This is a genomic window from Stenotrophomonas sp. 93052_Sma (assembly GCF_056481145.1).
This window is the reverse complement of the sequence record NZ_CM151134.1, coordinates 3,034,930-3,056,740: the sequence shown is the minus strand read 5'-3', so window position 1 is coordinate 3,056,740 and position 21,811 is coordinate 3,034,930. Positions and strand designations below refer to the sequence as shown.

Sequence of the window (21,811 nt, the reverse complement as noted above, 5' to 3'; positions counted from 1 at the left end):
CCTTCTGAAAAGCACGCTTGGTGCGAGGGCATTGCCTCCGGTCGGTTTTGGAGATCCGAAGCTTTGCCACTTCGAACGTGAGGGATGCCCCCCGCCTTCTTTGCCGTCAGGGGCATTTGAATTCAAAGCCCACCCAGTCGCTCGCTCCCAGGTCTTGCCAGTAGAACCGCGCGCCTGGACCCACGACGCTGCACGAGCAAGCCGCCGGCCAAACCGCGGTGCCTGGGTGGTTGACGAAGCCGTAACCTGGCATCGGAGTTAAGTTGGCGCGCAGCGCGTAGACACAGGCTTCCAAAGCCGGTGTTGGGCGGGTCACGCCAGGTGGCTCTGGCGTAAACGTGGGGGTGTCGTTCGTTTCGTATTGCCAGGTGCATGCCAACGAGGTGGCTTGAAGCTCGGCCAGGGTCCGGGGAGCGTTGCAGAAGATCGCCCAGCCGTAGTGCCCTCCGTCTCCCCACGAATGCCAAGATCGCCCGGTGTATTCGGGAAACGTCGGGGGTGGTGCGTTGGGTGTGCATGTATTGGCCTCGTTGCGACGAACCCCCGTCTCCGCCCAATTTGTCCAAGTGGTGAACGTCGGGCTGGGCAGCGACCACGTGGTGGCCGGGCAGTTGTAAGACCCCATCCTGGTCCGCCGCTGCTCGGCCTGCCACGTGTGCGATCCACTTTGGCCTGCCGGGCAAGCGGCACTCGCGGCGACCCACTGGGTTTCGGCTTGTGGGAAAGGTGCTGGGCAAGCCGCGCAGGTGGTGTTGGTTTGCGTCCAAGCGTCCCACGAACCGGTGCCCGTGCATGAGAAGGTCCGCCGCTGGCCGATCGAGCCAAACTGACCTGCAGGGCATCCCACGTTGCGGGTCTCGGGAGCAGGGCACGGAGTGCAGGTGCTGCTGGTCGTGGTCCAACTGCCGGCCGTCGTGGACCCAGCCCACGCCTCGTAAACACTCGGGTCGGTTCCGCAGTGGTGACGGCGGTGTTGGAACACCTGGCCCACCTGGCCCACTGGGCAGTTGATCGTTCGGTTCTCGCTCCACTCTCGGCACGGCATCGTGGTGCTGATCGGCGGCGGCGTGACCGGCGGTGAAGTGGGCGGAGCCGGAGGCGTCACGCTCACCGGGGGAGCGGGCGGCGTGACCGGTGGGGGCGTCGTGGGCGGAACGCTTGGTGGCGGGGCGGTTGGGGGCGACACCGGCGTGGAAGGTGGCACCGGCCCCACGGGCCCCACCGGGAATCCCACGGGCGGAGAACCGGGTGGAGTGGCCGGAGGTGTTGCTGGCGGCAATACTAGAGGCGATCCGGTCCACTCGCCTCCCAACAATCCGCTGTGGTAGACGAAGACCACGCGCGATTTGTCCGCACACGTGCGGCTCAGCAATCCGACGTCGAGTTGGCCGCCGGTGTTTCGAATCACCGACACGTCCGACACCTGCGCGTCCCACACCCCGCCCGCGTTGGCCGCGACCAGGGCCACGCACGCTTGACGAGGAAGGCCGGCGTAGCTCACGGAGAACGAATCGCCGAAGCGATCCACGGTGTAAGGCTGGACGTCCACCGCGCCGCCCCACGCGTTGGTCAAAACGTTTTCCCCGGCGCCGAGCTGGGATTCAGGGGCCAATCCATCGACCACCACGGCCGTGGTGCTCACCCCGCGGAACGTCCCCACCACCCCAAAGCTGCTTTCAAGACGACGGGACAGCTCGCGCAGGTTGCGCGTCTCGCTGGCCACCTTGGACTTTGCATCGACCTGGCCAAAGAACAGGAACATCGCGCCCGTGGCGGCGGTCACGGCCCCGAGCGCAAGCAAGGCCTCGGTGAGGGTGAAGCCCAGCGCGCTGCGCACGCCCTTGGAAACGTGGGTGAGAGTGGGCGAACAACGGGGGCGGGTTGTGTGCGTCATGCACTCAGCATGCGATGCACCTGGGATTCCGCAAGCCCCTGTTTTTAGTCAAAAAAAGGTCGATTTTTCATCTTGACATTGCTCGGCGATCTGGTTGCATGAGGTCAAGTGAGTGGGTCGACCTACGCACGAACGTAGCTCCAAACAACCCAAGAGACCGCCACCATGATTGAAAGCCCCGCCAACTTGTCCCGCCTTATTGCTGGCCTTCCTTTCGCGCACATCCCTCCCACGGTTCCCGCGTTCCTGCCCGAAGGCAAACTTCGCCGGCAAGCCCGCCTGGCGCGCGAGCAACGCCACTTCGAGCGCCAGCTGCGCAAGGAGCTGAAATGGAAATGACCACAGACCGGCGTGCTCAACGGCTTCTGGATGCCATCGAGCACCGCAACCCACAGGCTTTGAAGAGAACCATTGCGGCCATCCGCGAGGCACGTCTGAAGGCGTGGAGGGGCCTGACGGCTTTCCCGTCCTTGGACCACCCGGTGGGGCCCAACGGAATCACCGCTTTCCACGTCGCTTGCATGGCGTGGCACGTGAACCAGGATGACCCGGCCAAGCGACAGTGCTACGACAAGATGACTGGAATGCTGGCTGAAGCCGGAGCGGACGTGTTCGCGGAGTTCGGTCCGGCAAAACAACGCTGGACGATCATCGAAGCACTGCATGGCGCTGCGCCACCGTCTGTCAAAGCATGGATGGCCTCTCAGCCGTTCGATCTGCATTGCTCGGCGTCAAACACCGCCCACACGCTGCGGTGGGACTGCCGTCGTCCAGCCGCCTTGTCGGAAGGATAGAAAATAATCCAAGGGCTGAACGGCCCGAAAGGGTTGCAAAAACATGCACTTGCGCTATGGCAGCGTCGGGGTAGATTCGAGAGAAACCCCTATCTACTCACGAAAGGATGTCCTATGCGACTGTGCAACTTCTCACTCAAGGGTGGCGTCGGCCGCACGACGCTGGCCCTGAATCTAGCCGGGTGCTATGCCCGTGACCCCAGCCTGCGTGTGCTGGTCAATGACCGGGACCCCCAAGGCGGGGCCTGCGCGTTTGCCTCACTGTCGGACGAAACACCGTTCAGTGTCGGGCGATCGCGCTCCCCTGGCTTCGACGTGGAGATCACCGACACCCCGCCGCGTCTGCCGGACAACGAGGTGATTCCCGAGGCGGACCTCTACCTGGTGCCGACGTTGCTCGACGGGGCCAGCTTCCTCATCTTCCTGCGAACCGTGGATGTTCTTGAAAAGAAGGGAAAGCGTTTCCTGCCCATCGCCAACCGGGCCAACGAGAGGCGGGCAGCCCATCGACGTCGCCTGGAGCACCCCAAGATGTCGGGCGCCATGCTGGTGCGGGATCGTGCGTTGTTTGCGGACTGCTACGAGGAGGGAAAGACCGTGTTCGACGCCAACGGCCGCTGGGCCCGGGTGGCCCAGGAGGAGATCCACGCCTTGGCGGTCCGGGTGCGCGACATCCTGGCTGCTGGTGCAGGCCGGAGGGCTGCGGCATGATGGAGCTTCCCTTGGTTTCCCTCCCAGACCTACCCATGGCCACTCGCAAAGCTCCTGCCAAGAAGGCTGCCACGAAGAAGGCCGTCAAGCGCACCTTGGATGACGTCAAGGACGTGACCCATGCCAAGCCCCGCCGGGCCAGCAAATCGGCAAGCGTTCCGATTGCCCGCATCCCGGAGCACCTGTTGCTGGGGCCAGGCGACTACCCGGAGCGCAAGTCCTACTTTGACTACGACGACAGCCAGAAGGCGGGAAGCGTGGGAGGCAAGCGGGTTCACATGGTCATGCCCCGATCGGTCACCCTGCACGACTACCGCCGTCGGGAGGACGGGCTGCGCCACCACCGGGCCATGGTGACGATCCCGCCAAAGCTCCGCGAGAACATCGCCAAGCTGTTCGGCTTTGACGATTCGGAGGACGCCGGGAGTGAAGTCGCGTTGACCACCGCCATGGTGGCGCTGGCAGACTACGCGGCCGCGTCGCTCATCCAAGACAACACGCTGTTGATCGTGAGCTCGCCGGTGGACGAGCACGCGGAGGACCGCAAAGCCGCCAGGGTAGCGGTGCGGAACTTGGGGATGAGCAAGAACGGAAAGATCTACTGACCCTCACAATCAGGGGGACGAAGAAAGCGGCTATGGCCGCTTTTCTGTGTCTGTGGATCATCCCGTGGGCAGAGCAAAAGCAGCTGAAAAAGCGTCCCCTGGCGGGAGCTGGCATACGCCTACGGCGCGAAGAACCGTTGATTGAACTTCCGGATCCACGCGGAGGGCGTTCCTATCATGAGCAATGATTCGATTTGTCCGATCAGCCGGAGCTTTGGGGCGGCTCATTGGGGAAGGCTAGCAACCTCCAGTTCGGACGATTCATTGCCCGCCAGTCGCCGCCGCAGGGCCTCTTTGGACATCTTGGGCGGAGTGTCCAGCGAGAGCTTCTTTCCGTCCAACGAACGGTAGAACGGATCGTCCACCCCCGCGCTGACGTAGACGACCAGGTCCGGCCCGATCGTTAACAGGCCTGCATCGAACAACGCGTGGATGTCCTTCCGTAGCAGTAAGCCATTGCTCAAAGCATTGGTGGCTGCCCCGTTGTAGGGGACGATGTGAGCGGCGTCGATGACGCTTGCCAAGGCGGTCCCGGTGACCATGCACACGGCTCCGTAGTGAGCGACTAGGCGTTTACGAAACTCCGCTTGGCCCTCTCGGATCACCCGAAGGACTTGTTCCACCCGCTTGCCCTCGGCAACGACGGCTTCCGCCGCTGGGGGCAGTGCCTGTTCCACTGCCAACCGCCCGCTCTCCTCAAGGACGCCCTGGAGGGCTTGGATGGCGTCGTATCCAAGCAGCTCTGCTGCCGGGCGCAGCTTTGGGTCAATGCCGGATCGGTGTCGGATATGGGCCAACAGGAGGGCGGCGTCTTCGAGGTAAGTGAGCTTCTCTCGGCGCATGCTCCAGAGCTGATTCAGCTCTTCTAGGTTCCAGGTGCGCAATGCTAGCCCAAGCTCATTGGTGGACATGCGTCGGGTGAGCTGGCCCTTCCCCAAGTGTTTGCGAACCAGGTGCTCTTCGAACTCCTTTACATCTGCAGCGTCCTTGTCCGTCAAGGTGAAATGACTGCTGTAGGACCTGCTGTTTTGCTCGTCCCACTTTCTCTCTCGCCGCATCTGCTTCGTCAGACGCCAATTTGCAATCCGTTCCTTGTCTGTGTCGTCCATGGTGGCTAGCTGGTCGTTTGAGGCTTGAACAATGGTAGTGGATCACGGCCGCTGAGAGCGGCCTTCCGCTTTCCGCTGGCGGGCTTTCAACCACGCAGCCGCCAGATCGTCCACGTCGGCCTGCAGCGCGGCCCGTTCCCCAGGGAGCCATGGCCTCAACGTCCCACTGGCCACCCCAGCGTCCCGGTCCGCTAAACGGCGCCGGGCATTGAGCCACTGTGCCTTGGTTTCCTCCTGACGAGTGGCTTGGCGCTGTGTCCGCATGCGAACCGCGTTGGGCTTGTCGCTGTAAGTCCGGGCATGGTCTTTGCCTTGGCTAGGCCAGGGTGTTTCGTGCGCGCCCTGTCGCCGCCGGCGGATCTGGCTCAGGCTTGGATACCGGGCCATCCACCGATTCTCAAACGTTCGATCGGGAGGGGGTGCTTCTTCTTGGGCCAGGGGGATGACCAAGGCGTGGAGGGCGATCAGTTGCCACACCGCTGATTGAAAAACATCCTCGGTCAACCGGAAGGCCACCACCTCGGGGTGTTCCAGCCATTCGCCTTGGTGCACGTTGCGCAAGAGCGCCGCCAAGTCGTTTCGCGTCAGATGGGCACGGTGGGCCAGTGGCCACCCCAGCATCCAGGTGTCCGAATGCCGTTCGGCATGAACGACGAATCGGGGGTGTTTCCAGCGCTCTTGAAGCTGGGCAAGGACGGTGGCTGGCTTGGCAAAGCGCCCTACCTCGACCAGGTGGTTATCGGAGCGCTGCAGGACAAACAGTCGGTCGGCCAGCAGGGCGTCCAGGGGTTCTGGTGGCAGCCGCTGGCTCAACTCGGGCCAGGCCAACAGGTCACGGGTGCCCCGCTCGGTGATGCAGCGCTTGCAAGCCATGCGCAGGTTCTCGGCGTCCCTTGGGCCGGCTAGGCTCAACGGAACGAGCGGTGAGAGCCCCCAGGCGTGGCGACGATCCAAGTCCAGGGGGGCGGTGCAGAAAGCGCACACAGGGCGTTCGGAACGGCGGGCCACGTCCAGCGTCCAACGGGGAGTGGCAGGCGCACGGGCGCCATGGAAGGCCAGCACGCGACGGGCAAACGCGCCCAGGTCAGCGGTGGTCATGGGAGCGCTCCTGAAACGAAAGCCGGCAAATCACCGATGGGCCAATGGCGGTGAATGGAGGTCATGGGGCGCACCCTCGCTTGACTAAAACGAAATGCGGCGAGGGCTCCGCGCTTCCCTTCCAGGGGTTCTTTGGCTCCCCACTTGTGATTCGGAAAACACGGTGGCGGTGTATCCATGGGCACTGCACACGTTTGACTAAAACCAATGTGGCTTGGGTGTCGTGGGTCGGTGCTGCGGGTGGGTGAGGGCAACCTGTCCTGGGGATCCGGGGCAATGCGAAACGGTGGGCTGAAAAACTCCACACGGACTCCTGGGGTGGGGCATCGGTGGGCGTGAGGGGTGGAAGAGCGGGAGCGTTGCGTGGGCATGGCGTGGGCGGTGGTCCTGTGGGGGCGAGGGGGCGTAGACCACCAATAGCGCAGTTGGGGCAACACGCAAGGGGCCGCCGAAAAGCAACTGCAAGAGCCCAACGTGGGTGGAAGCAGTGTCGGCAGGGGCAGAGAAGCAGGAGCCCGGACGGTTCCCCAGAGTCGTCATACACATGACGCACTGAAGTGGGAGTGCGCTTTTCGCCCAAAAATCGGCCTCACATCTGCCGGAACCTCAATGCAATCAAGGCCTGACCCTGTCACCACTGAATGGAGACAGTGTCAGTGCTTGTTAGCTCGTTTGGCCCATGTTTTTCAGGCTCCTGACGTGGGGCCTTGCCAACTCCGAGATTCGCGGTATCGGTGGAGTAGTCCAGAAACGGAGTTACTCGACCAATGGCGTTGGTTCGTCAAAACGTAAACCTCGACCGTGGGCAACTGAAACTTGCTCAGCGGCTTGCCCGTGAATCGGGCAGTGGGTTTAGCGCCTACGTGCGAGAGGCGCTGGAGCGACACAACACTTCCATGTCTGTGGCGAGTGTACTGGAGAACTCTAACGCTCACTTGGAACAGCTCATCGACGAGTTGCGGGAAGAGAACGCGTTGTTCCGGAGTGCGCTCCAGGAAGACCTGCGGCGGCTGCGAGACGAAACGAAGGCGGAACAGGACAGCGCCATCCAGCGCTACGAAGAAGCGCTTCGCAAGGTGGTGACGGCGGCCCTCTCGCAACCCTCTCCCAAAGGTTCTGGTGCGGCCAAGGTGCCCGCAGCCGGTCCCATGACTGCTCCACGCACCTAACTTTCCCCCACAGCAGGAGATCCAACCCATGAAACGTTTTTCCCTTTCTCTCACTCTCTGCCTGGCGGCGTTCATGCCGCTTCACGTTTCCGCCCAGGCCGCCGCTGATGCGGTCCATGCCGCAGAGGACGATGGCAAGCCCAAGGCCGATAAGAGGCGCCTGTTCAAGGCCGGAGGCATCGGTTGCGTGGCCGGCGGAGCCATCGCCTTGCTCACGGGCAAGAAAGACAAGGCCTTGGGCGCTTGCGCCGCGGGTGCTGCAGTGGGTGCTTCCGCGTCCTACGTGAAGCAGCAGCGGGAACACGCCGAGCAGGCCGCCGACGCTGCCCGTGCGGCTGGCATGAAGGCCGAAGTGGTCACCAAGACCGAAACCGTGGAGGGCAAGCAGGAAGCCGTCCTGGATTCGTTGCGCTTGAACTACAACCCCACCGACATGAAGCGGTTGAACAGCGACACCCGGGCCTTCCTCGACAAGTTCGCAGGTCTGTTGAACAAGTCCAGCAACGGGTTGACGGTGGTGTTCCAAGGAGCCGACAAGGCCGCCTGCCAAGTGCCCATCGTTGAGCTGGCCAAGCGTGGCGCGCTGTCCAAGGTCACGGTGGACGACCGCTGCGGCAGCGGTGAGCCCGTGATCGTCGTTACCCCGGTGCCTGACGTCCGGTGATCTCAGTGCCCGGGTGTCGCTCGATGCTCGGGCTTCCTTCCCCCTTCCGAGGAGCCCACATGACCCCAGAAGAAAAGAACCAGAGAATCCTGAAGCGCAAGCGCGAAGAATTGCTGAAGCGTGCCAACGCAACCCCGACCGCATCGCCCACGCAAGAAGAGCGGCTGGTTTCCGACGGCATGAAAGAAAACCTGAAAGCGGCCAGTCACTGGGCTGGAGTGATCAGCAAGCGCACTGCCGAGTTGACCCAGAAGGGCGTTGCTGCCGCTGCAGAGAAGGCAAAGGAAGCCAAGGCACAGCTGGACGCGAAGCGCGCCCGGGAAGCCCAGGAACATCGTGCTGTCGAAGAGAAGCCTCAAGACGCTCCGCTCACCTTGGAGGAGGAAATGTTGGTTAGGCAACTGACGTCCGATGCAGCTGCACCGGTTCTCGTAGGAGCGGGTGATAAGGGAATGTGCACCGTTTGGGAGCTGGTTGATGAATTTGGAGAGCCCGGCGCACAGGTTGCAGATGGATTGGGTGGCCCTTCGGTGGACGCCAAGGCGTTGAGCAATGAAGATACGGCAGCCTTGGTCAAGCTGTCTCAGCAGGACGCGGTGGAAGTCCTGTCCGTTTCCGCGGGGCCTGAAGGGTCCAACCGGCCCCCGGAGGCCGCGTCACCAGAGCAGCCAGTAACTCCAATCCAACCCAGCCCCCGCTCTCGTTTGCCTTGGGTCTTGACCGGTGTGGTGGCGGTGGCATTGGTCGTGGGGGCGATCTACTTCTTGCTTGGGAAGAACAACCAAGTGCCTCCAAGCACACCGGCTCCCATGGCACCGGTTGCCACTCCAGCCGCTCCCGAGCAGTTGCCCGAGGTGGTGGAAGTCCCCGTGGTTGCGCCTGCTCCAGCAGTGCTTTCAGAACAGGCCAAGCCAGAAGCCACGATCGAGAAACCCGCACCTGTCGCCGCTCCCCCGGTATCGACGACAGCGCCAATTGCGCCCCAGCCAATGCCTTCGCCGAAACGTGCAACCGCCCCATTGCCGAGGAAGCCCCCCGCACCCGCCGCCGAACCGCGGAACGACTGGCAGCAAAAAGCCAATGCAGACCTAGACGCTTGGGCGAAGAAGTCGGGGATCGACTGATCCCCCTTGCGCATCCGCGGATTCGATCTAGAAAGAAGTGACCTACTCACGAATAAGGGGGAAGCATGTTCAAGTGGCTGTTCACGCAATACCGGGAGCCCGGAAAACTTCATTTCGGCTCAAAGTGGCTGAACCTGCACGGGCGCTTGTTCCTCGGCAGCCCTGAATCGTTTGGCATGGGCCACCTGAGCGAAGGCGTCCGCCGCACTTTCTACTACTTGCGCGCCGATCGCAGGCCTCCGGTCAGAGACGACGCCGCGTATGACGCATGGACCAAGGATCGGCTCTACGCGAGCAAGGTTGAGCAGGTCGCAGAGCGCTGGGTGGCCAAAGCGGGCTTTCTGGCGTGCGCGCCGCTTTGCTTGGTGCTTGCCGTCTTGGCGCATTGGCTTCGTTGAATTGACAGGGGAGGGAGACAGAGATGGCAGCAATCAGTTTGTTCAACGTGCTTGACTGGACGAGCGGCCTGGGGCGCAAGTTCCGCCGGAAGAGCGGCGAGCCTTGGAACGTGAAGGAAGAAATCATCGTCAGATCCGCCGAGGAGTATGAAAACCTGGTGGGGCGCTTTGACGTGACCGATCGCGTTCGCAGTCGAGAGCTCGATGTGCCAGAGGCTGACCGGGATTTCGCGCTGGAGTGCGGCGCCGTCTGGGACGAGAACGCCCAGGGGTTCAAGGTGCCCGACGGACGCAGTGAGGACGAATTCCAGGAGTGGTGGCCGAAGGTTTCGGAAGATTTGCGCGACACCCAATCGCGGATCATCACGACGAAGCTTGGACGGCGTGCCGAGGGCTTCTTGCAGGGCAACGACATGGGGCAGGGCGGCGACAGCCTGGCCACTCCCTTGATGTATCTCGCCTTCCCCGTGATCGGCGTTCTGGCGACCTTCCTAGTGAGCCTCATCGGCTGGGCAGGCTGGGCCGCGCTGCTGCTGACCATTCCATACTTCATCGCCCTCAAGCAAGGCGAGGGCATGAAGGAGGCCCTGAAAGCCCTGGTGCTGCTGCAATGGGTTCCGATGGCGCTTCAGTTCATGGTCGGCGGCAGCAAGGGCGGCACCGAGGTGGCAATGCAAGCCGGCGGCATGGCTGTGTATGCCCAGATGGCCAAGACCTACCTGTGGTGGGCCTTTGGCTTGGTCGGCATCCTGTTTGTGGTTTGCTTTGTGGCGGCGGCCTCGCACCCGCACCGGGGCGTCATTGGCGGGACAGCCGCGCGCTTCATTCAAGCGATGAAGTGGGTGGGGCTCATCTTTGCCACACTGGTGGTCGCCAAGGTCCTGCCGTTTGGCTTGGGCGAGGCGGCGCCTTACGTGCTGGCATGCATGTATGCGATGCAATACGCCGAAGGCAACTTTGTCCAAAACGCCGCCCGGCTTTACCTGCAGAACAACGACAACAACCTGGCCACCCAGGGGGCGCTGATCAACGCGCACGTCAAGGCGCGTGAACAGCAAGCTGAGGCGGCACTGCGGGACAAGACCCCGCTGATCACCATTGGGCGCGCCACGGGACACCTTTCCGACAAGGGCTATGGCTACTCGCCCGACCTGGGCACCGTGATGATGTTCTCGTGGAGGGATTGTCAGCAGGGCCTGCTCGTGTTCGGAGCCATCGGATCTGGCAAATCCTTCGCCGCGCTCAGACCCATCGCTCGTCGGTTCCGTAGAGCCGCTTTGGCGATGGCATGTGTGGCGCCAGGCCACGCAGATGCAAGGGAGCGCTTGAAGCAGCAGAAGCTTGCCGGCGGTGGCGCGCTCATCGCCGACGGCAAAGACGGGGCGATCATCTCGGACTTGGAAGGTTTGTTCGATATCGTCGTCAAACCCGGGATGCGGGTGGCGCCATACGAGGGGTTGGCGCCCGATCAGGTCGTCCGGGCATTGCGCGGTGCAGCCGGTGGGCGAGTGGACGAGAAATCCAAGCTTTGGACGGACGGCGGTGACGCGTTTCTCTACCACACCGGCATCATCCTTCGTGCGCTCGTGGATCACGAGATGGCTTACAGGTCTTGGTGTTCGGCCAAGCTGGAAGGGCTGGAGCGTGCACAGTTGGACGCGGAGTTTGAGCTGGTCAAACAGCGCAAGCTGGACGAGGACGTGGCCGAGACTGAGGCATTGCTCGAGCGCATCGCCGAGCAGATCGCCATCCATCGAATCCCTGTGAGCGACGACAGACAATGGCAATACACGCCATTCCACCACGCCAAGTTGTTGTCCATTGTGGAACGCGTGATTCCCGCCAGCCCCGCGCCTCGTGCCAATGCAAAGCTGATGGAGGTGGTGAAATACTTGGGCTTGGAAGAGGCGGACACGAGCCATGACGAAGAAGGGCGGCTGGCCTACGCGGCCTACCTGCAACAGCACCGCCTTCGTCAAGAGAGCGCTCCGCAGACCATCCACCCGGATCTCTTCCGTCCCATGTCTCAGCTGCAGAGCTCGCTGGAATGGGCGTTCCTTGAGATTCCCGCGATGCATCCGGAACAGAGGCAATCGTTCACGCTCAACTCACGAGGGCTGCTGGAGAAGCTCTTGCGAGGCGAAAAGCTGCGTGACAGCAGAACGGACATGCCATGGCACTCGATCGAGAAGGGCGAGGTGGACGTGTCCGATGCGCTCTACGGAGCCATGGTAGGCCTCTTCTTGCCCCCGACCCAATTCGGTGAAGCGGGTGAAATGATGATGCGCCTGCTCAAACAGCGGGTCATGAATGGAATCAAAGCGCGTGGTGCATTCGGCGACAAGTGGCGCGAAGTGTTGCCTGGGCAAATTGAAGTGATGTTGATGATGGACGAGGCCCACCTGCTGTTGACGGCCGATGACATCAACCTGTTCTCCGTTTCGCGCTCGCTGGGGTTGATGCCCGTGCTTGCAACGCAAGGGTTTGAGAGCTTGGTCAACGCCTTTGGGTCGGTCAACGAGGCGGAGCTGATGGCCAACACGATGCAGTCGGTGATCGCGCTAAAGTGCTCGCACAACACCCACGAATACCTGGAAAAGCGGTTCGGGCAGGCCACATTGACCACCTTCAAGCAGCGCACCCGGGGCATCGACTACCAAGGCGGTATGAACAACTGGCGCCACTCTGTGCTCAACGACCCAGATCATGCATACGCGTCCGCCTACGACAAGATGCGCATGGAAGGGGCGGGGCGGTTGACGGCTTCGCGCATCGACGCCGTGACGGGTCGCCGCTGGCGGATTGGATCGGAGGACACGCTGGGCCAAGACGAGATCGCGCGCGACATCGACATGCCCACCGGGGGCAAGCGCGAGGTGCAGCCGCTCTTCCTGCAGGAAGAATACTCCGCTCTTCTTGAGCCCCGCGGTCACGCCATCGTGGCGCTGAGCCGTGCCGGCATCAAGCGCTTCGACCTGGCGGAGCTGCTGCCCGACGCGGATTGATGCGGATAGGCGAGGGGGTTTGCCCCCTTGCCAAACCTGCGGATTGATCAACGATGAGCCTATTCACCCCAGCGGAGGAAACAAACATGAGCAACACCCTCTCCCAACCCATCGAAGAAATGACCGAGCTGCGAGCACTCCAGGCGCAGCGCAACGAGCGGCTTCTGGGCGATCGCCCACCGCCCCAGAAGGACAGCGCGGCGCGGGCAGACTTCGAGCAGAACGTGGCCCAAGACCAAGCCGCCATCGAGCAACGCCGACAGCGTGTTCTGGATTGGGCAGAGAAGGCCTCGCCCGATCAGATCGCTGCGCTCCAGGCAAAGATCCAGGAGGCCGACAAAGCCGTTCGTGATGCAAAGCCGGACGACAAGCGCGAGCAGGTGGTTCATGCGACCGTTGCGCAGTGGCGGCAGCAACGCGGGGCCCAGCGGGAGGAGAGTCCTCCCATGTTGACCCGTGAGCAGCGGATGGAGAACGGACCTGGGCGCCTGGGATACGCCGATTACGCCCGCAGTTCGTTGAAGGAGGCGGCTTTCATGAAGGACTACGCTGCAAATTACGATTGGGAGAAGCACCAAAAGCAGGCCCAGCCGAACGTCTTCCGACAGTAATCTTTACCGATGTTCAGATCTGCCCGGTTCTTCGCAGAATCGGGCATTTTTGCGTCTTGACGTCCAGTTTTATGGTGCTTTACTGGTTAAGTAACGAGTAGGTAGACCTACTCATACAAACCCCAGGGAGAGCCACCATGTCCACGTTGTTCAATGCCCTCAAAGACTTCGCTTTCGAGAACGCGGTCCCACTGCTGACCGGCTTGTTCCTGCTGATCGCGGCCTTCGCAACGGCTGTCCTCGCCTACCCTCCGGCCGTTCCGGTTCTGCTCAAGGTAATGGCCATAGCGGCGGTGGGCTTTGTGACCATCGGGGTGGTGGTCCAGAGTTCCTTCCGGTGAGCAGGCGGCGCTGGCTCAAGCTGCGCGCGCGGTGCAGGAAGCGTTGGCGCCGGTTTGACTGGGAGGGGTTTGATCTCTGGTTCTATCCCGCGCTGATTTTCTACATGTTGGGTTGGGTCGTCTTTGGCCCGCCCGACAGCGTTTAACCCGTTAGCCCACTAATTCACCAGCGATCGAGCTGGACCTTTCCGATGAGGCACATCGGCTTACCACTGCAGGAGGACCCGATGAATATCAACAACACCAACTTCCACCGTTTTCCCGACGTTGCTCCCGAGCATTTGAGTTCTTTCGCCTTGGTCGGCGGGTATGTGGATTCCCAGGTTCTGGCTGGAAGGAGCTTGGACGGTGTGCTTCAGGAACTGGACAGCAGTAGCCCAGGGCAGAAGCTCTGGCATGACACAGAGATTCTTCGGCATTTCAGTGTTGCGGTGGCTACTCGCCTCAACAGCTAACACGTTCTCTTGACGGTCGCGGATTCGGCTTTACAACAATGGAGATGGACATCCAAGAATCTCTGTTGCGCCTCTTGCGTCCCCTGGGCCTCCAACGAGCGGAGGCCTTGGCGGGCGCGCTCGCGCGCGAAGCCGGCGCGTCCAAAGGCCTTCACGATTCGCAAGTGTTGGCGCGTGCCCACGCCCTGAGCGTTGCCCCTGTCGAGGGTCGATTGGGCGATCTGGTTTGGCAGGTGCGCCAGCGGGAGCACGATGGGGCACCGCAAGTGGACCTGCGTTGGGGCTTGCATCGGCTGGGGTTGGACGCACCCTCACGGGCCTCCACCCGGGACCTGGTGCGTGCTTACGAGAGGCGCTTGGCAGACCGTAACGAACCGATGGTTTACAGCACCCTGGCAGAGAGGGTGGCTGGGTCCATGGCTGAGCACACCTCGCTCTTCCAAGGCATGGCGATGGCGGTAGAGGAGGCGCGGGCTCGGCGGTCGGACGCAAACCGGTTGCGGGAGAACGCACCGTGGCAGGGCTGGCTCGTGGGGGCGTCCCGGGCGGGCCACGAAGCAGCACTGCTGGCCTGCATCGGCATGGGCGCAGACGCCCGGCTGCCCGATGCCAGCGGCAACACACCACTGCATCATGCGGCCCGGTTTGGTCACTTCTCGCTGGTCACGCCTCTGGTCGAAGCCGGCGCCGACGTGGCGGCCCTCAACGCCCACGGGTGGGCGCCGCTCCACCTTGCCGCCCTCCACAAGCACGCCCGGGCCTGCCTCCACCTGATGGCCCACGGCGCCAATCCTGAGCAGCCAGGGTGGCGGGGGCGGACCCCAACGCGCATGCACCGACATGAGCAAACCCAAGCCCTTTGACGCGCTGGGCGACGTGCCCGGCAGCGTTGCGCCTTCCCAGCCGGTCCGATACTGGCACCGCGCCGTTCTTGCCGGTGCATTCGTTTTTGGCTTGGCCTACGTGGGGAGCATGGGCGTTGCCTGGCTCATCCCGAATCCCGATGGCTCGCTCATCCGCTTCGCCGATGCTTTGAAAGGCGGTCTGGTGACCGCCTACCACTTCCTGACCGTCGGCATCTCGGCTCGCGCCCCGGCACGGGAGTTCATCGAACTGGTGTCCTACCATCACCCAGTGGCGACGTGGTCCCGGATCGGGGTGTCGCTTCTGCTGGCGGCGGGCCTCGGTCTGCGGGTGTTCCTCAAGGCGACCGAGCCGGTGAGCAACACCTGGCACCTGTCCGGACCGCGGTTGTTGGAAGGAAAGGAGGCCGTGGACGAAGCCCGGCACCGCTCGGTAACCCCTAAAGACGCCGAGGCGGATCCCTTCGCCCTGTCCCTCCACCCCGATCTGTTGCTGTCTAAAAAGCATTGGGCGCGCCACGTCCTGATCACCGGCTCGGTGGGGTCGGGCAAGAGCGTCATCCTCAAGCACATCCTGGAACAACTGACGCGAAAGAGGGACGCAAAGCTGTTCCTTTACGACATCAAGGGTGATTTCACGTCGATTTTCAAAAGGCCCATCATCGTGTCGCCCTTCGATGCGCGCTCCCACGTGTGGGACGTCGCCGCCGACGTGCGGACCCCGACCCAAGCGGCGGCGTTCGCCGCCTCTCTCATCCCAGAGGGCGACGGGAACGCCAAATTTTGGAGCATGGCCGCCCAGGACTTGTTGATTGGGTGCGTGCGCGAGCTCCAAAACACCCGGCCTGGCGAGTGGGAATGGCCCGATCTGGCGGCCTTGGTGCGCCGCCCGGCCGCGGAGATGGCCGCAGGCATGCGCCCGCATTACCCCCGCGGTGCCGCACTGGTGCGTGACCCGGAGAGCCAAACCACGTCCAGCGTGCTGTCTTCCCTGGGGGGCTTCACCCGCCTTATCGACGATCTGGCCACCGCATGGCCCAAGGTTGGCAAGCGCCGTTTCTCGATGACCGAGTGGATACGGGACGACTACAACGGGCGCAAGCAGGTCATTGTTCAATCCGGACCGGACCCAACCCTGACGAAGGCCTACATCGCCGCCATGATCAACGTGGCCGTCCCGGATCTCATTGGGCCGGGCTTGCCGGACGACGAGGGCGGGCGTGGGCTCTACTTCGTGTTCGACGAGCTGACCAGCGCCGGGCGCTTGAACATCGATCCCTTGCTGGCGTTGGGGCGCAGCAAAGGCGTGGTGGCCATCATGGCGGTCCAGGATCACTCCCAGGTTGAGCTGGTCTACGGGGACAAGACCGCGCAGGCCCTCTCGTCCCTGGTGGGCACCCACGTGGTGTGCCAAGTGCAGATGGGAGCCACCAGGGACAAGCTGGCCAGCCAGCTCGGCAAGCGGAAAATCGCGTGGCGCGGGCACGAGAACAAGGCCCAGGTCCACGAAGAAAGCCGCGCGTTGGTTTCCAGCGGTGAGCTCACCGACCGGCTGGGTTTCCGCAAAGGCAATCGCTACGGTCCCGAGAAGTGGGGCATCGAGGCGATCGTGCAGATGGGCGGGGACGTGCTGTTGCTGACATGGCCCGGGAAGAGCCATCCAACGGTTCGCGAGGGGCAGGTGGCCGCTGCGTGGACCACCAAGCCAGCCGGACCTGAAGGGCCGTCGCCGGCAACGTCCCCTTCAAACGCTGGCGCGTCGGCCTTCCCAACCACCGCCGAAGGCATCGATGCGGTGCAGCGGGTGTTGACCATGACACCCGAGGAAGTCGACGCGCTATTCTCCCGTTGAACACCATGTAGGGAAGCAAGTATGGCAACGATCACCGTGCCGATTTGGAAGCCAGTCGCCAAATACGCTGTGAAGGCAGCCTTGACCTCGCGTTTTCGGGAGGAGCTGGACGAGGTGGCCAACAATCGAAAGGGCTCCACCAGTCGGATTTTTACTTTGGTCGTCCTGTATCCCGATAACACCAACACGGCGGACCAAAACGCGGTGGCCGTCATGACACAACAGGCGCCACCCAGGATGCTTGGGTATTTGCCACGGGAGGTGGCCGCAGAATATCGGCAGCGCATGGCTCAGGCCGGCTACGAACACATGGTGTCTGCGTGTGAGGCGGTTCTGTCCGGCGGGCTGGTGACCACGGACAAGGTTTACGACTACATCTTGGAAGTGGACCTGGACATGTCCATCGACCCGCATCCGGATCACCTCGTCACTCATCCCGAGATGGTCCGCCATACCGCTGACCCGGAGTTCAAGAAGGACACCGATGGGGCATATCGCTTCAAGTGCTGGATCCCGCACGATGCGGTGGGCCACCTCCATCCGAAACAGCGCACCAAGGGTTGGACCACGGACTCCTGGACCACGGTCAACTACTACCTTAGCAACGCGCAGAGCATCGGCTTGGGTTTCAAGGTGCTTTCGGTGCCCAAGTCCAAGCACGCGGGAGTCTTCGGCGAAGAGCCAGTAACCGCCGTCGTGGAGGAGATAAAACGCCGTTGGGTCACGCTGCGCCTGGAGAAGTAAACCCCCCTTGCGCATTGGTGGTTTTCTGGGACCTTGGTTCAATCAACGTTCCAGGAGGTCCCTGTGATCAATTGCACCCGCATCGATGCCCGCGGCCACAACAAGCGCAACGGCAACATGTTCGACTACATGCTGGCCACCGAGCGCCTATCCATCGACAGCGCCGTGGCTTACTACGCGGGCAGCGGTCCTGATCCGAGGCAGACGCTCAATTGGGGCGGCAGCCTTGCCGCCGAGCTCTGCCTGGAAGGGCAGCCGGTCACCCGCGAGGTGATGGAAAAGCTGGGGAAGGGCTTTTCACCCACCGGAAGGCCGTTGTGCAAAAACGCGGGCAAGGAGGCCCGATTGGTCATCAAGACGGATCGCTGGGGAAACGTGCGGTTGGACGACGACGGCAAGCCGATGGAGAAGTGGGAGGGCGGCCACCGGGTGGGGTTCGATCTGACCATTTCCGCCCCCGGGGACGTGAGCGTGGCGTTTGCCCTTGCGGATGAACGCGAGAAGCTGGCCATCTTGGAAGCGCACCGCCAGGCCTGCGCCGTGGCGATGCGCTACATCGAGAGCAAGGTAGAGACCCGGCGCGGAAGAGCGGGGAAAGACGTTATAGACACCCAGGGGTTGGTGTGGGCAGCCGCCGATCACACAAGCAACCGGAACGTGCAGTGCGATTTGCACACCCACCATCTTGTCTTTGGTGTTTCGAAGGGGGAGGACGGCCGTTGGGGCACGTTTGATGCCATCGAGATCTACCGCCACCGCCATGCGGCCGATCACCTCTACAAGGCCGAGCTCTACAGCGCGATGAAAGCGCTGGGCTATGGGATTCAGCGGGAGCGCGAGGTGGACGTGATAGGGCGCGAGACGGGCCAGATTCTCACCACGATTGCCGGCATCGACCGTGAGCTGGTGCTTCAGACGAAGACCCGCCGCCAGGAAATCCTGGACTACGTCAAAGAACACCCCAACGCCAGCCACGACGAGGCCTGCAAGGCCACCCGCAAAAAGAAGGAAGAACCGCCCTTCGAGCAGGTGGTCAAGGACTGGCAGCAAACCTTCGCCAACATTGCCCGAGAAAGGCCAGACCTGGTTCCCACCACCCAGTCGCTCAAGCAGACCCAAGGCCAGCACCTGGACCCGCATACCTTTGACGAGGTCTTGCAGCGCATGCACGAGAACGAGGCGATGTTCTGCGAGCATGACCTGGTCCGGGAGCTGGGGATGGAGTTCGCCGGGCAAAAGAACGCGGAGGAGATCCTCAAAATGGTGAAGGAGTTCACCGAACAGGACGACCTGGTGCGCGTTAAAGCCGAACACCTCCACAAAGACGACCGTGGCACTCGTTTGGCACGCAAGCACCGGGAGGATCGCTTCTGCGCCACCTGGATGGTCGAATGGGAAGCCGAGATCATCCGTCGTTCGAAGGAGCGGGAGAACGAGACGGACCTGAAGCTGTTCCGCTCCACCGTAGACCGGGAAATCGCCGCCTATGAGAAGCGAAAGGGGTTCACCCTTACCGAAGAGCAGAAGGCTGCCATTGGTCATTTGACCCATGGAACGGCAGGTGTCGGCGTTATGTCAGGGTTGGCCGGGACCGGCAAGACCACCGTGGCCGAGGTCTACAAGCAGTGCTTCGAAGCCGAAGGAAAGCAGTTGATGGGCTTGGCCGTGTCGGGTAAAGCCGCGGCTAAGCTGGAAGAAGAGTCCGGCATGCTCTGCATGTCGGTTGCAAAGTTCTTTTCCCAGCTCCGGCAGGGCAAGGTTGCTCTGACGAAGAATGTTGTGGTGGTGCTCGATGAAGCCGGCATGGTGGCTACCGATGACACCTTGAAGCTCATGACCTACTGCCAGGGGGTCGGTGCCAAGCTTGTCATGCAGGGAGACAGTGACCAGCTTCAGCCCATCGCTGCGGGCAACGGCTTTGAGCTGGCGAAGATTGCCTTGGGCGACACGAAGCTGACCGAAATCCGCCGGCAGAAGAACGCCGGTGACCTGATCACTGCCAACAGCTTCTACGAGCGGGACCACCAGGGGAAGGTCAAGGACATGCGCCGCGGGCACCGCAGCCGCCAAGGCACCCTCGATATGGGTGCGCAGACCCTTCGCAATCTCAAGGAGAGAAATTGCATCGACGACTTCGGCACGGAAAAGCAGGCCATCAAGGCGTTGGTGGACGACTACCTGAAAGACCCCACCCCGACGGACGAGAAGTTGGTTCTGGCCCACACGCGCTCTGAAGTCAAAGCCCTCACCACGGGCATCCGAAAGGGGCTCCAGGAGCAAGGCGTGCTGGACAAAGAGGAGTTCACCTTCCGCTCGATCGTAAAAGGGCAGTGGGAGGACCTGACGCTCTCCCGCCGCGACCGTGTGATGTTCACGGCGACCAACAACGACTTGGGCGTCATCAACGGCACCGAGGGCACGGTTGAGAGCATTCGGAAGGACAAATCCGGTGGCTACGACCTGGTGGTGCGCATCGACTCTTCGAACCCGAAAGAGGACGGGCGCATCTTGAAGTTCAACACCAGCGAGCACAACGCCTTGGCCCACCGGTATGCCATGACCGTTCACAAGGCGCAGGGGCAGGGGAAATCCGAGGTTTACCACCTGGCCACGAACATGGGCATGCTCGACCAGCAGTCGGCCTTGGTGGCGTTCACCCGCCTCACCAAGGGCAGCTACCGCATGTATACGACCGACGAGATGATGGAGCGCATGGCCGAACGGCTGGGAACCGAACGGCACAAGGAAATGGCGCTGAGCGTCGGCTTGTCCGAGACCCAGGCTGCTCCGGTGCGCAACCTGGTCCAGGACGTGGAAGAGCTGTTGGCAGGATTGAAACCGCAAACCCAGGTGCCAATCACAAACGCGGAACGGCGCGAGATGAGGCTTACCCGGTGACGCATCGGGCCAGTGTCAATACGCTGATCACCACCACTACCCACGGCCACCACCCCACGCGTTCGGAAGGCGCTTTGACCGGTGTTCCCAGCTGCCACCGCCGTTGGTGGGCCAACCCGCGCACGTGGGCCGTGGCCCGCCGGTGGGGGTTGACCACGATCCCCGGTGGCTTGGCGTAGATGCGCCATCCCTCCCGGGAGGCCTTCACCCGCCACGCCTGCTCATACGCCTCGGTTTCCGCCCGGGTGGCTGTCACCACCTCCAGCGCATGGAACCGGAAGGGACGGTGCCAGCCGCCTTTGGGGGAGCGGTGCTGCTTCTCCCGCTGCTGGGGGTTTGAGCTTTGGCCGATGTAACAGCCCCCGTCGTCGAACAGCAGGGCGTAAAGGGTGCGGGGCAGGGCGTGATACTTCTCGCTGCGTCCCAGGTTGTGGCGGTGGGTCATGGTCTCTCCGTGAGTAAAACGACCCACTCACGAATAGATCAGAATTTGAAGTTGGCAAGCCTGCTGCGAAGGACGTGAGAGGCCACACGTCGCTTGCGTGTAATCTCTTCGCAGTTCATGGCGAGCATGGGGCGGGCGAGTGACCTTTAAGTTCCCGGTTGGACCTTCCAAGGGGCGTTGCAACATATGCGGGCAGGAAACCGACCTGACCGAAAACCACGTGCCACCCAAGGCGTGGGCTCAAGGCATCGCTCTGAGGGTGTCCAGCGTCGCCGACGCAATCAGTGGAGAGAAGAAGCCGCGGTCCCACAAGATGCCCAATGGTGTTTGCTTCAGGTGCATCTGCAGGACCTGCAACGGCTCGGTGCTTTCTCGATACGACAAGGCACTTGTATCGATGAGCCGGCAGGTGACGGAGATCTTGCGTGATCGAAGCAAGGTCACCTACAACCAGAGCATCCGCATCCAGCCGCAGCTTGTGGCAAGGGGAGTTCTGGGCCACTTGTCATCGGTGGGCTTGAATCGCTACGACGAACGCCACAGCCAGCACCTGTTCGATGACCGGTCAGATCTTCTACGCCAGGTTCGGCTTCACTACTGGGTGTATCCCTACAGTGGTCGAACGGTTCTTCGCGACTTCGGGCTGGGCATCTTGGGCGGGAAAGGCAGTTCGGCGATCTATGTCCTGAAGGCCTATCCGCTGGCCTTTGCAATGGTCTGGAACAGGGACTTTCAGTTCGAGGACTGGCAGCCGCAGAGCTTTGACCCGTTCGCTGGGTTCGAGCCAGACCAAGAGGCGAACCTCCCGCTGGAGTTCGTGGGCCTGCCGGGACAGGTTTGGCCAGAGCACGTCCAGGGGAACACGTTCGCGCTCCTTCATTCCGATGGTGCGTTCGTGGCAACGGAGAAAGGACGGGGCTAGGTTTGGGCGGTTTCGGCTCTTCCGGAGCGGAGGCGCTGCGGATAGCAGCAGCGTTCCAAAGAAAAAGCCCGGGCTGGGCCCGGGCTTTTCATATCGGTCAACGGGGAGC

At 62.4% G+C, this 21,811-nt stretch carries 21 protein-coding genes; 17 read left to right on the top strand and 4 right to left on the bottom strand.

What is annotated here, in order from left to right:
* Nucleotides 1-106: 106 nt before the first annotated feature.
* The gene (locus ACZK2V_RS14330) at nt 107-1,837 is read right to left on the bottom strand and encodes a type 4 pilus major pilin (protein ID WP_162292566.1); all 1,731 of its coding nucleotides are present in this window, start codon (nt 1,835-1,837) and stop codon (nt 107-109) included.
* Nucleotides 1,838-2,059: 222 nt separating this feature from the next.
* Here ACZK2V_RS14330 and ACZK2V_RS14325 point away from each other — a divergent pair, with 222 nt between their 5' ends.
* From ACZK2V_RS14325 to ACZK2V_RS14310, 4 genes are all read left to right on the top strand, one after another.
* Entirely contained in the window at nt 2,060-2,233 is a 174-nt protein-coding gene (locus ACZK2V_RS14325; protein WP_156476632.1) for a hypothetical protein, read from the top strand.
* A complete protein-coding gene (locus ACZK2V_RS14320; protein ID WP_164170795.1) occupies nt 2,224-2,688 on the top strand; it encodes a hypothetical protein in 465 nt (154 codons plus the stop codon). The genes ACZK2V_RS14325 and ACZK2V_RS14320 overlap by 10 nt, the downstream gene beginning before the upstream one ends.
* A 114-nt stretch (nt 2,689-2,802) precedes the next feature.
* Nucleotides 2,803-3,399, top strand: a complete 597-nt coding sequence (locus ACZK2V_RS14315; RefSeq protein WP_061478917.1) for a ParA family protein — start codon at nt 2,803-2,805, stop codon at nt 3,397-3,399.
* On the top strand, nt 3,396-4,004 hold the full coding sequence (locus ACZK2V_RS14310) for a hypothetical protein (RefSeq protein ID WP_061478916.1): 609 nt from the start codon (nt 3,396-3,398) through the stop codon (nt 4,002-4,004). The genes ACZK2V_RS14315 and ACZK2V_RS14310 overlap by 4 nt, the downstream gene beginning before the upstream one ends.
* 224 nt (nt 4,005-4,228) lie before the next feature.
* On the opposite strand, the gene ACZK2V_RS14305 is transcribed toward ACZK2V_RS14310, so the two are convergent.
* The gene (locus ACZK2V_RS14305; protein ID WP_107432784.1) at nt 4,229-5,113 is read right to left on the bottom strand and encodes an HNH endonuclease; all 885 of its coding nucleotides are present in this window, start codon (nt 5,111-5,113) and stop codon (nt 4,229-4,231) included.
* A 42-nt stretch (nt 5,114-5,155) separates the two neighbouring features.
* Entirely contained in the window at nt 5,156-6,211 is a 1,056-nt protein-coding gene (locus ACZK2V_RS14300; RefSeq protein ID WP_235650001.1) for a hypothetical protein, read from the bottom strand.
* A 767-nt stretch (nt 6,212-6,978) separates the two neighbouring features.
* On the opposite strand from ACZK2V_RS14300, the gene ACZK2V_RS14295 reads away from it, so the two are divergent.
* From ACZK2V_RS14295 to mobF, 12 genes are all read left to right on the top strand, one after another.
* Complete coding sequence (locus tag ACZK2V_RS14295; protein WP_012480692.1) at nt 6,979-7,380, top strand: hypothetical protein; 402 nt, start codon at nt 6,979-6,981, stop codon at nt 7,378-7,380.
* Nucleotides 7,381-7,408: 28 nt separating this feature from the next.
* Entirely contained in the window at nt 7,409-8,044 is a 636-nt protein-coding gene (locus ACZK2V_RS14290; protein WP_012480691.1) for a hypothetical protein, read from the top strand.
* A 59-nt stretch (nt 8,045-8,103) separates the two neighbouring features.
* Entirely contained in the window at nt 8,104-9,168 is a 1,065-nt protein-coding gene (locus tag ACZK2V_RS14285; RefSeq protein ID WP_232503858.1) for a hypothetical protein, read from the top strand.
* A 65-nt stretch (nt 9,169-9,233) separates the two neighbouring features.
* Complete coding sequence (locus ACZK2V_RS14280; protein WP_012480689.1) at nt 9,234-9,566, top strand: hypothetical protein; 333 nt, start codon at nt 9,234-9,236, stop codon at nt 9,564-9,566.
* Nucleotides 9,567-9,589: 23 nt separating this feature from the next.
* Entirely contained in the window at nt 9,590-12,571 is a 2,982-nt protein-coding gene (locus tag ACZK2V_RS14275) for a TraM recognition domain-containing protein (protein WP_012480688.1), read from the top strand.
* 86 nt (nt 12,572-12,657) lie between these two features.
* Nucleotides 12,658-13,182, top strand: coding sequence for a hypothetical protein (locus ACZK2V_RS14270; RefSeq protein ID WP_061478969.1), 525 nt, complete (start codon nt 12,658-12,660; stop codon nt 13,180-13,182).
* A gap of 137 nt (nt 13,183-13,319) precedes the next feature.
* Entirely contained in the window at nt 13,320-13,523 is a 204-nt protein-coding gene (locus tag ACZK2V_RS14265; protein ID WP_012480686.1) for a hypothetical protein, read from the top strand.
* A gap of 227 nt (nt 13,524-13,750) precedes the next feature.
* Complete coding sequence (locus tag ACZK2V_RS14260; protein ID WP_099475959.1) at nt 13,751-13,978, top strand: hypothetical protein; 228 nt, start codon at nt 13,751-13,753, stop codon at nt 13,976-13,978.
* A gap of 416 nt (nt 13,979-14,394) precedes the next feature.
* Nucleotides 14,395-14,841, top strand: a complete 447-nt coding sequence (locus ACZK2V_RS14255) for an ankyrin repeat domain-containing protein (RefSeq protein WP_230548553.1) — start codon at nt 14,395-14,397, stop codon at nt 14,839-14,841.
* The gene (locus ACZK2V_RS14250; RefSeq protein WP_061478913.1) at nt 14,819-16,693 is read left to right on the top strand and encodes a helicase HerA-like domain-containing protein; all 1,875 of its coding nucleotides are present in this window, start codon (nt 14,819-14,821) and stop codon (nt 16,691-16,693) included. The genes ACZK2V_RS14255 and ACZK2V_RS14250 overlap by 23 nt, the downstream gene beginning before the upstream one ends.
* 21 nt (nt 16,694-16,714) lie before the next feature.
* Nucleotides 16,715-17,437 (top strand): HIRAN domain-containing protein, encoded by a 723-nt coding sequence (locus ACZK2V_RS14245; protein ID WP_012480682.1) that lies wholly within the window; start codon nt 16,715-16,717, stop codon nt 17,435-17,437.
* 63 nt (nt 17,438-17,500) lie between these two features.
* The gene (gene mobF, locus ACZK2V_RS14240; protein ID WP_486322533.1) at nt 17,501-20,335 is read left to right on the top strand and encodes a MobF family relaxase; all 2,835 of its coding nucleotides are present in this window, start codon (nt 17,501-17,503) and stop codon (nt 20,333-20,335) included.
* Here the strand turns inward: mobF and ACZK2V_RS14235 are convergent.
* Nucleotides 20,325-20,780 (bottom strand): GIY-YIG nuclease family protein, encoded by a 456-nt coding sequence (locus tag ACZK2V_RS14235; protein WP_012480680.1) that lies wholly within the window; start codon nt 20,778-20,780, stop codon nt 20,325-20,327. The two genes, mobF and ACZK2V_RS14235, sit on opposite strands and share 11 nt — an antisense overlap.
* Nucleotides 20,781-21,177: 397 nt before the next feature.
* Between ACZK2V_RS14235 and ACZK2V_RS14230 the strand changes: the two genes are divergently transcribed.
* Nucleotides 21,178-21,702 (top strand): hypothetical protein, encoded by a 525-nt coding sequence (locus ACZK2V_RS14230; RefSeq protein WP_049420549.1) that lies wholly within the window; start codon nt 21,178-21,180, stop codon nt 21,700-21,702.
* Nucleotides 21,703-21,811: the final 109 nt, after the last annotated feature.

Bases quoted from the DNA above. Each gene is read 5' to 3' on its own strand.
- ACZK2V_RS14325 (WP_156476632.1), top strand. From the start codon at position 2,060: ATGATTGAAAGCCCCGCCAACTTGTCCCGCCTTATTGCTGGCCTTCCT.
- ACZK2V_RS14320 (WP_164170795.1), top strand. From the start codon at position 2,224: ATGGAAATGACCACAGACCGGCGTGCTCAACGGCTTCTGGATGCCATC.
- ACZK2V_RS14315 (WP_061478917.1), top strand. From the start codon at position 2,803: ATGCGACTGTGCAACTTCTCACTCAAGGGTGGCGTCGGCCGCACGACG.
- ACZK2V_RS14310 (WP_061478916.1), top strand. From the start codon at position 3,396: ATGATGGAGCTTCCCTTGGTTTCCCTCCCAGACCTACCCATGGCCACT.
- ACZK2V_RS14305 (WP_107432784.1), bottom strand. From the start codon at position 5,113: ATGGACGACACAGACAAGGAACGGATTGCAAATTGGCGTCTGACGAAG.
- ACZK2V_RS14300 (WP_235650001.1), bottom strand. From the start codon at position 6,211: ATGACCACCGCTGACCTGGGCGCGTTTGCCCGTCGCGTGCTGGCCTTC.
- ACZK2V_RS14295 (WP_012480692.1), top strand. From the start codon at position 6,979: ATGGCGTTGGTTCGTCAAAACGTAAACCTCGACCGTGGGCAACTGAAA.
- ACZK2V_RS14290 (WP_012480691.1), top strand. From the start codon at position 7,409: ATGAAACGTTTTTCCCTTTCTCTCACTCTCTGCCTGGCGGCGTTCATG.
- ACZK2V_RS14285 (WP_232503858.1), top strand. From the start codon at position 8,104: ATGACCCCAGAAGAAAAGAACCAGAGAATCCTGAAGCGCAAGCGCGAA.
- ACZK2V_RS14280 (WP_012480689.1), top strand. From the start codon at position 9,234: ATGTTCAAGTGGCTGTTCACGCAATACCGGGAGCCCGGAAAACTTCAT.
- ACZK2V_RS14275 (WP_012480688.1), top strand. From the start codon at position 9,590: ATGGCAGCAATCAGTTTGTTCAACGTGCTTGACTGGACGAGCGGCCTG.
- ACZK2V_RS14270 (WP_061478969.1), top strand. From the start codon at position 12,658: ATGAGCAACACCCTCTCCCAACCCATCGAAGAAATGACCGAGCTGCGA.
- ACZK2V_RS14265 (WP_012480686.1), top strand. From the start codon at position 13,320: ATGTCCACGTTGTTCAATGCCCTCAAAGACTTCGCTTTCGAGAACGCG.
- ACZK2V_RS14260 (WP_099475959.1), top strand. From the start codon at position 13,751: ATGAATATCAACAACACCAACTTCCACCGTTTTCCCGACGTTGCTCCC.
- ACZK2V_RS14255 (WP_230548553.1), top strand. From the start codon at position 14,395: ATGGCTGAGCACACCTCGCTCTTCCAAGGCATGGCGATGGCGGTAGAG.
- ACZK2V_RS14250 (WP_061478913.1), top strand. From the start codon at position 14,819: ATGAGCAAACCCAAGCCCTTTGACGCGCTGGGCGACGTGCCCGGCAGC.
- ACZK2V_RS14245 (WP_012480682.1), top strand. From the start codon at position 16,715: ATGGCAACGATCACCGTGCCGATTTGGAAGCCAGTCGCCAAATACGCT.
- ACZK2V_RS14235 (WP_012480680.1), bottom strand. From the start codon at position 20,780: ATGACCCACCGCCACAACCTGGGACGCAGCGAGAAGTATCACGCCCTG.
- ACZK2V_RS14230 (WP_049420549.1), top strand. From the start codon at position 21,178: ATGAGCCGGCAGGTGACGGAGATCTTGCGTGATCGAAGCAAGGTCACC.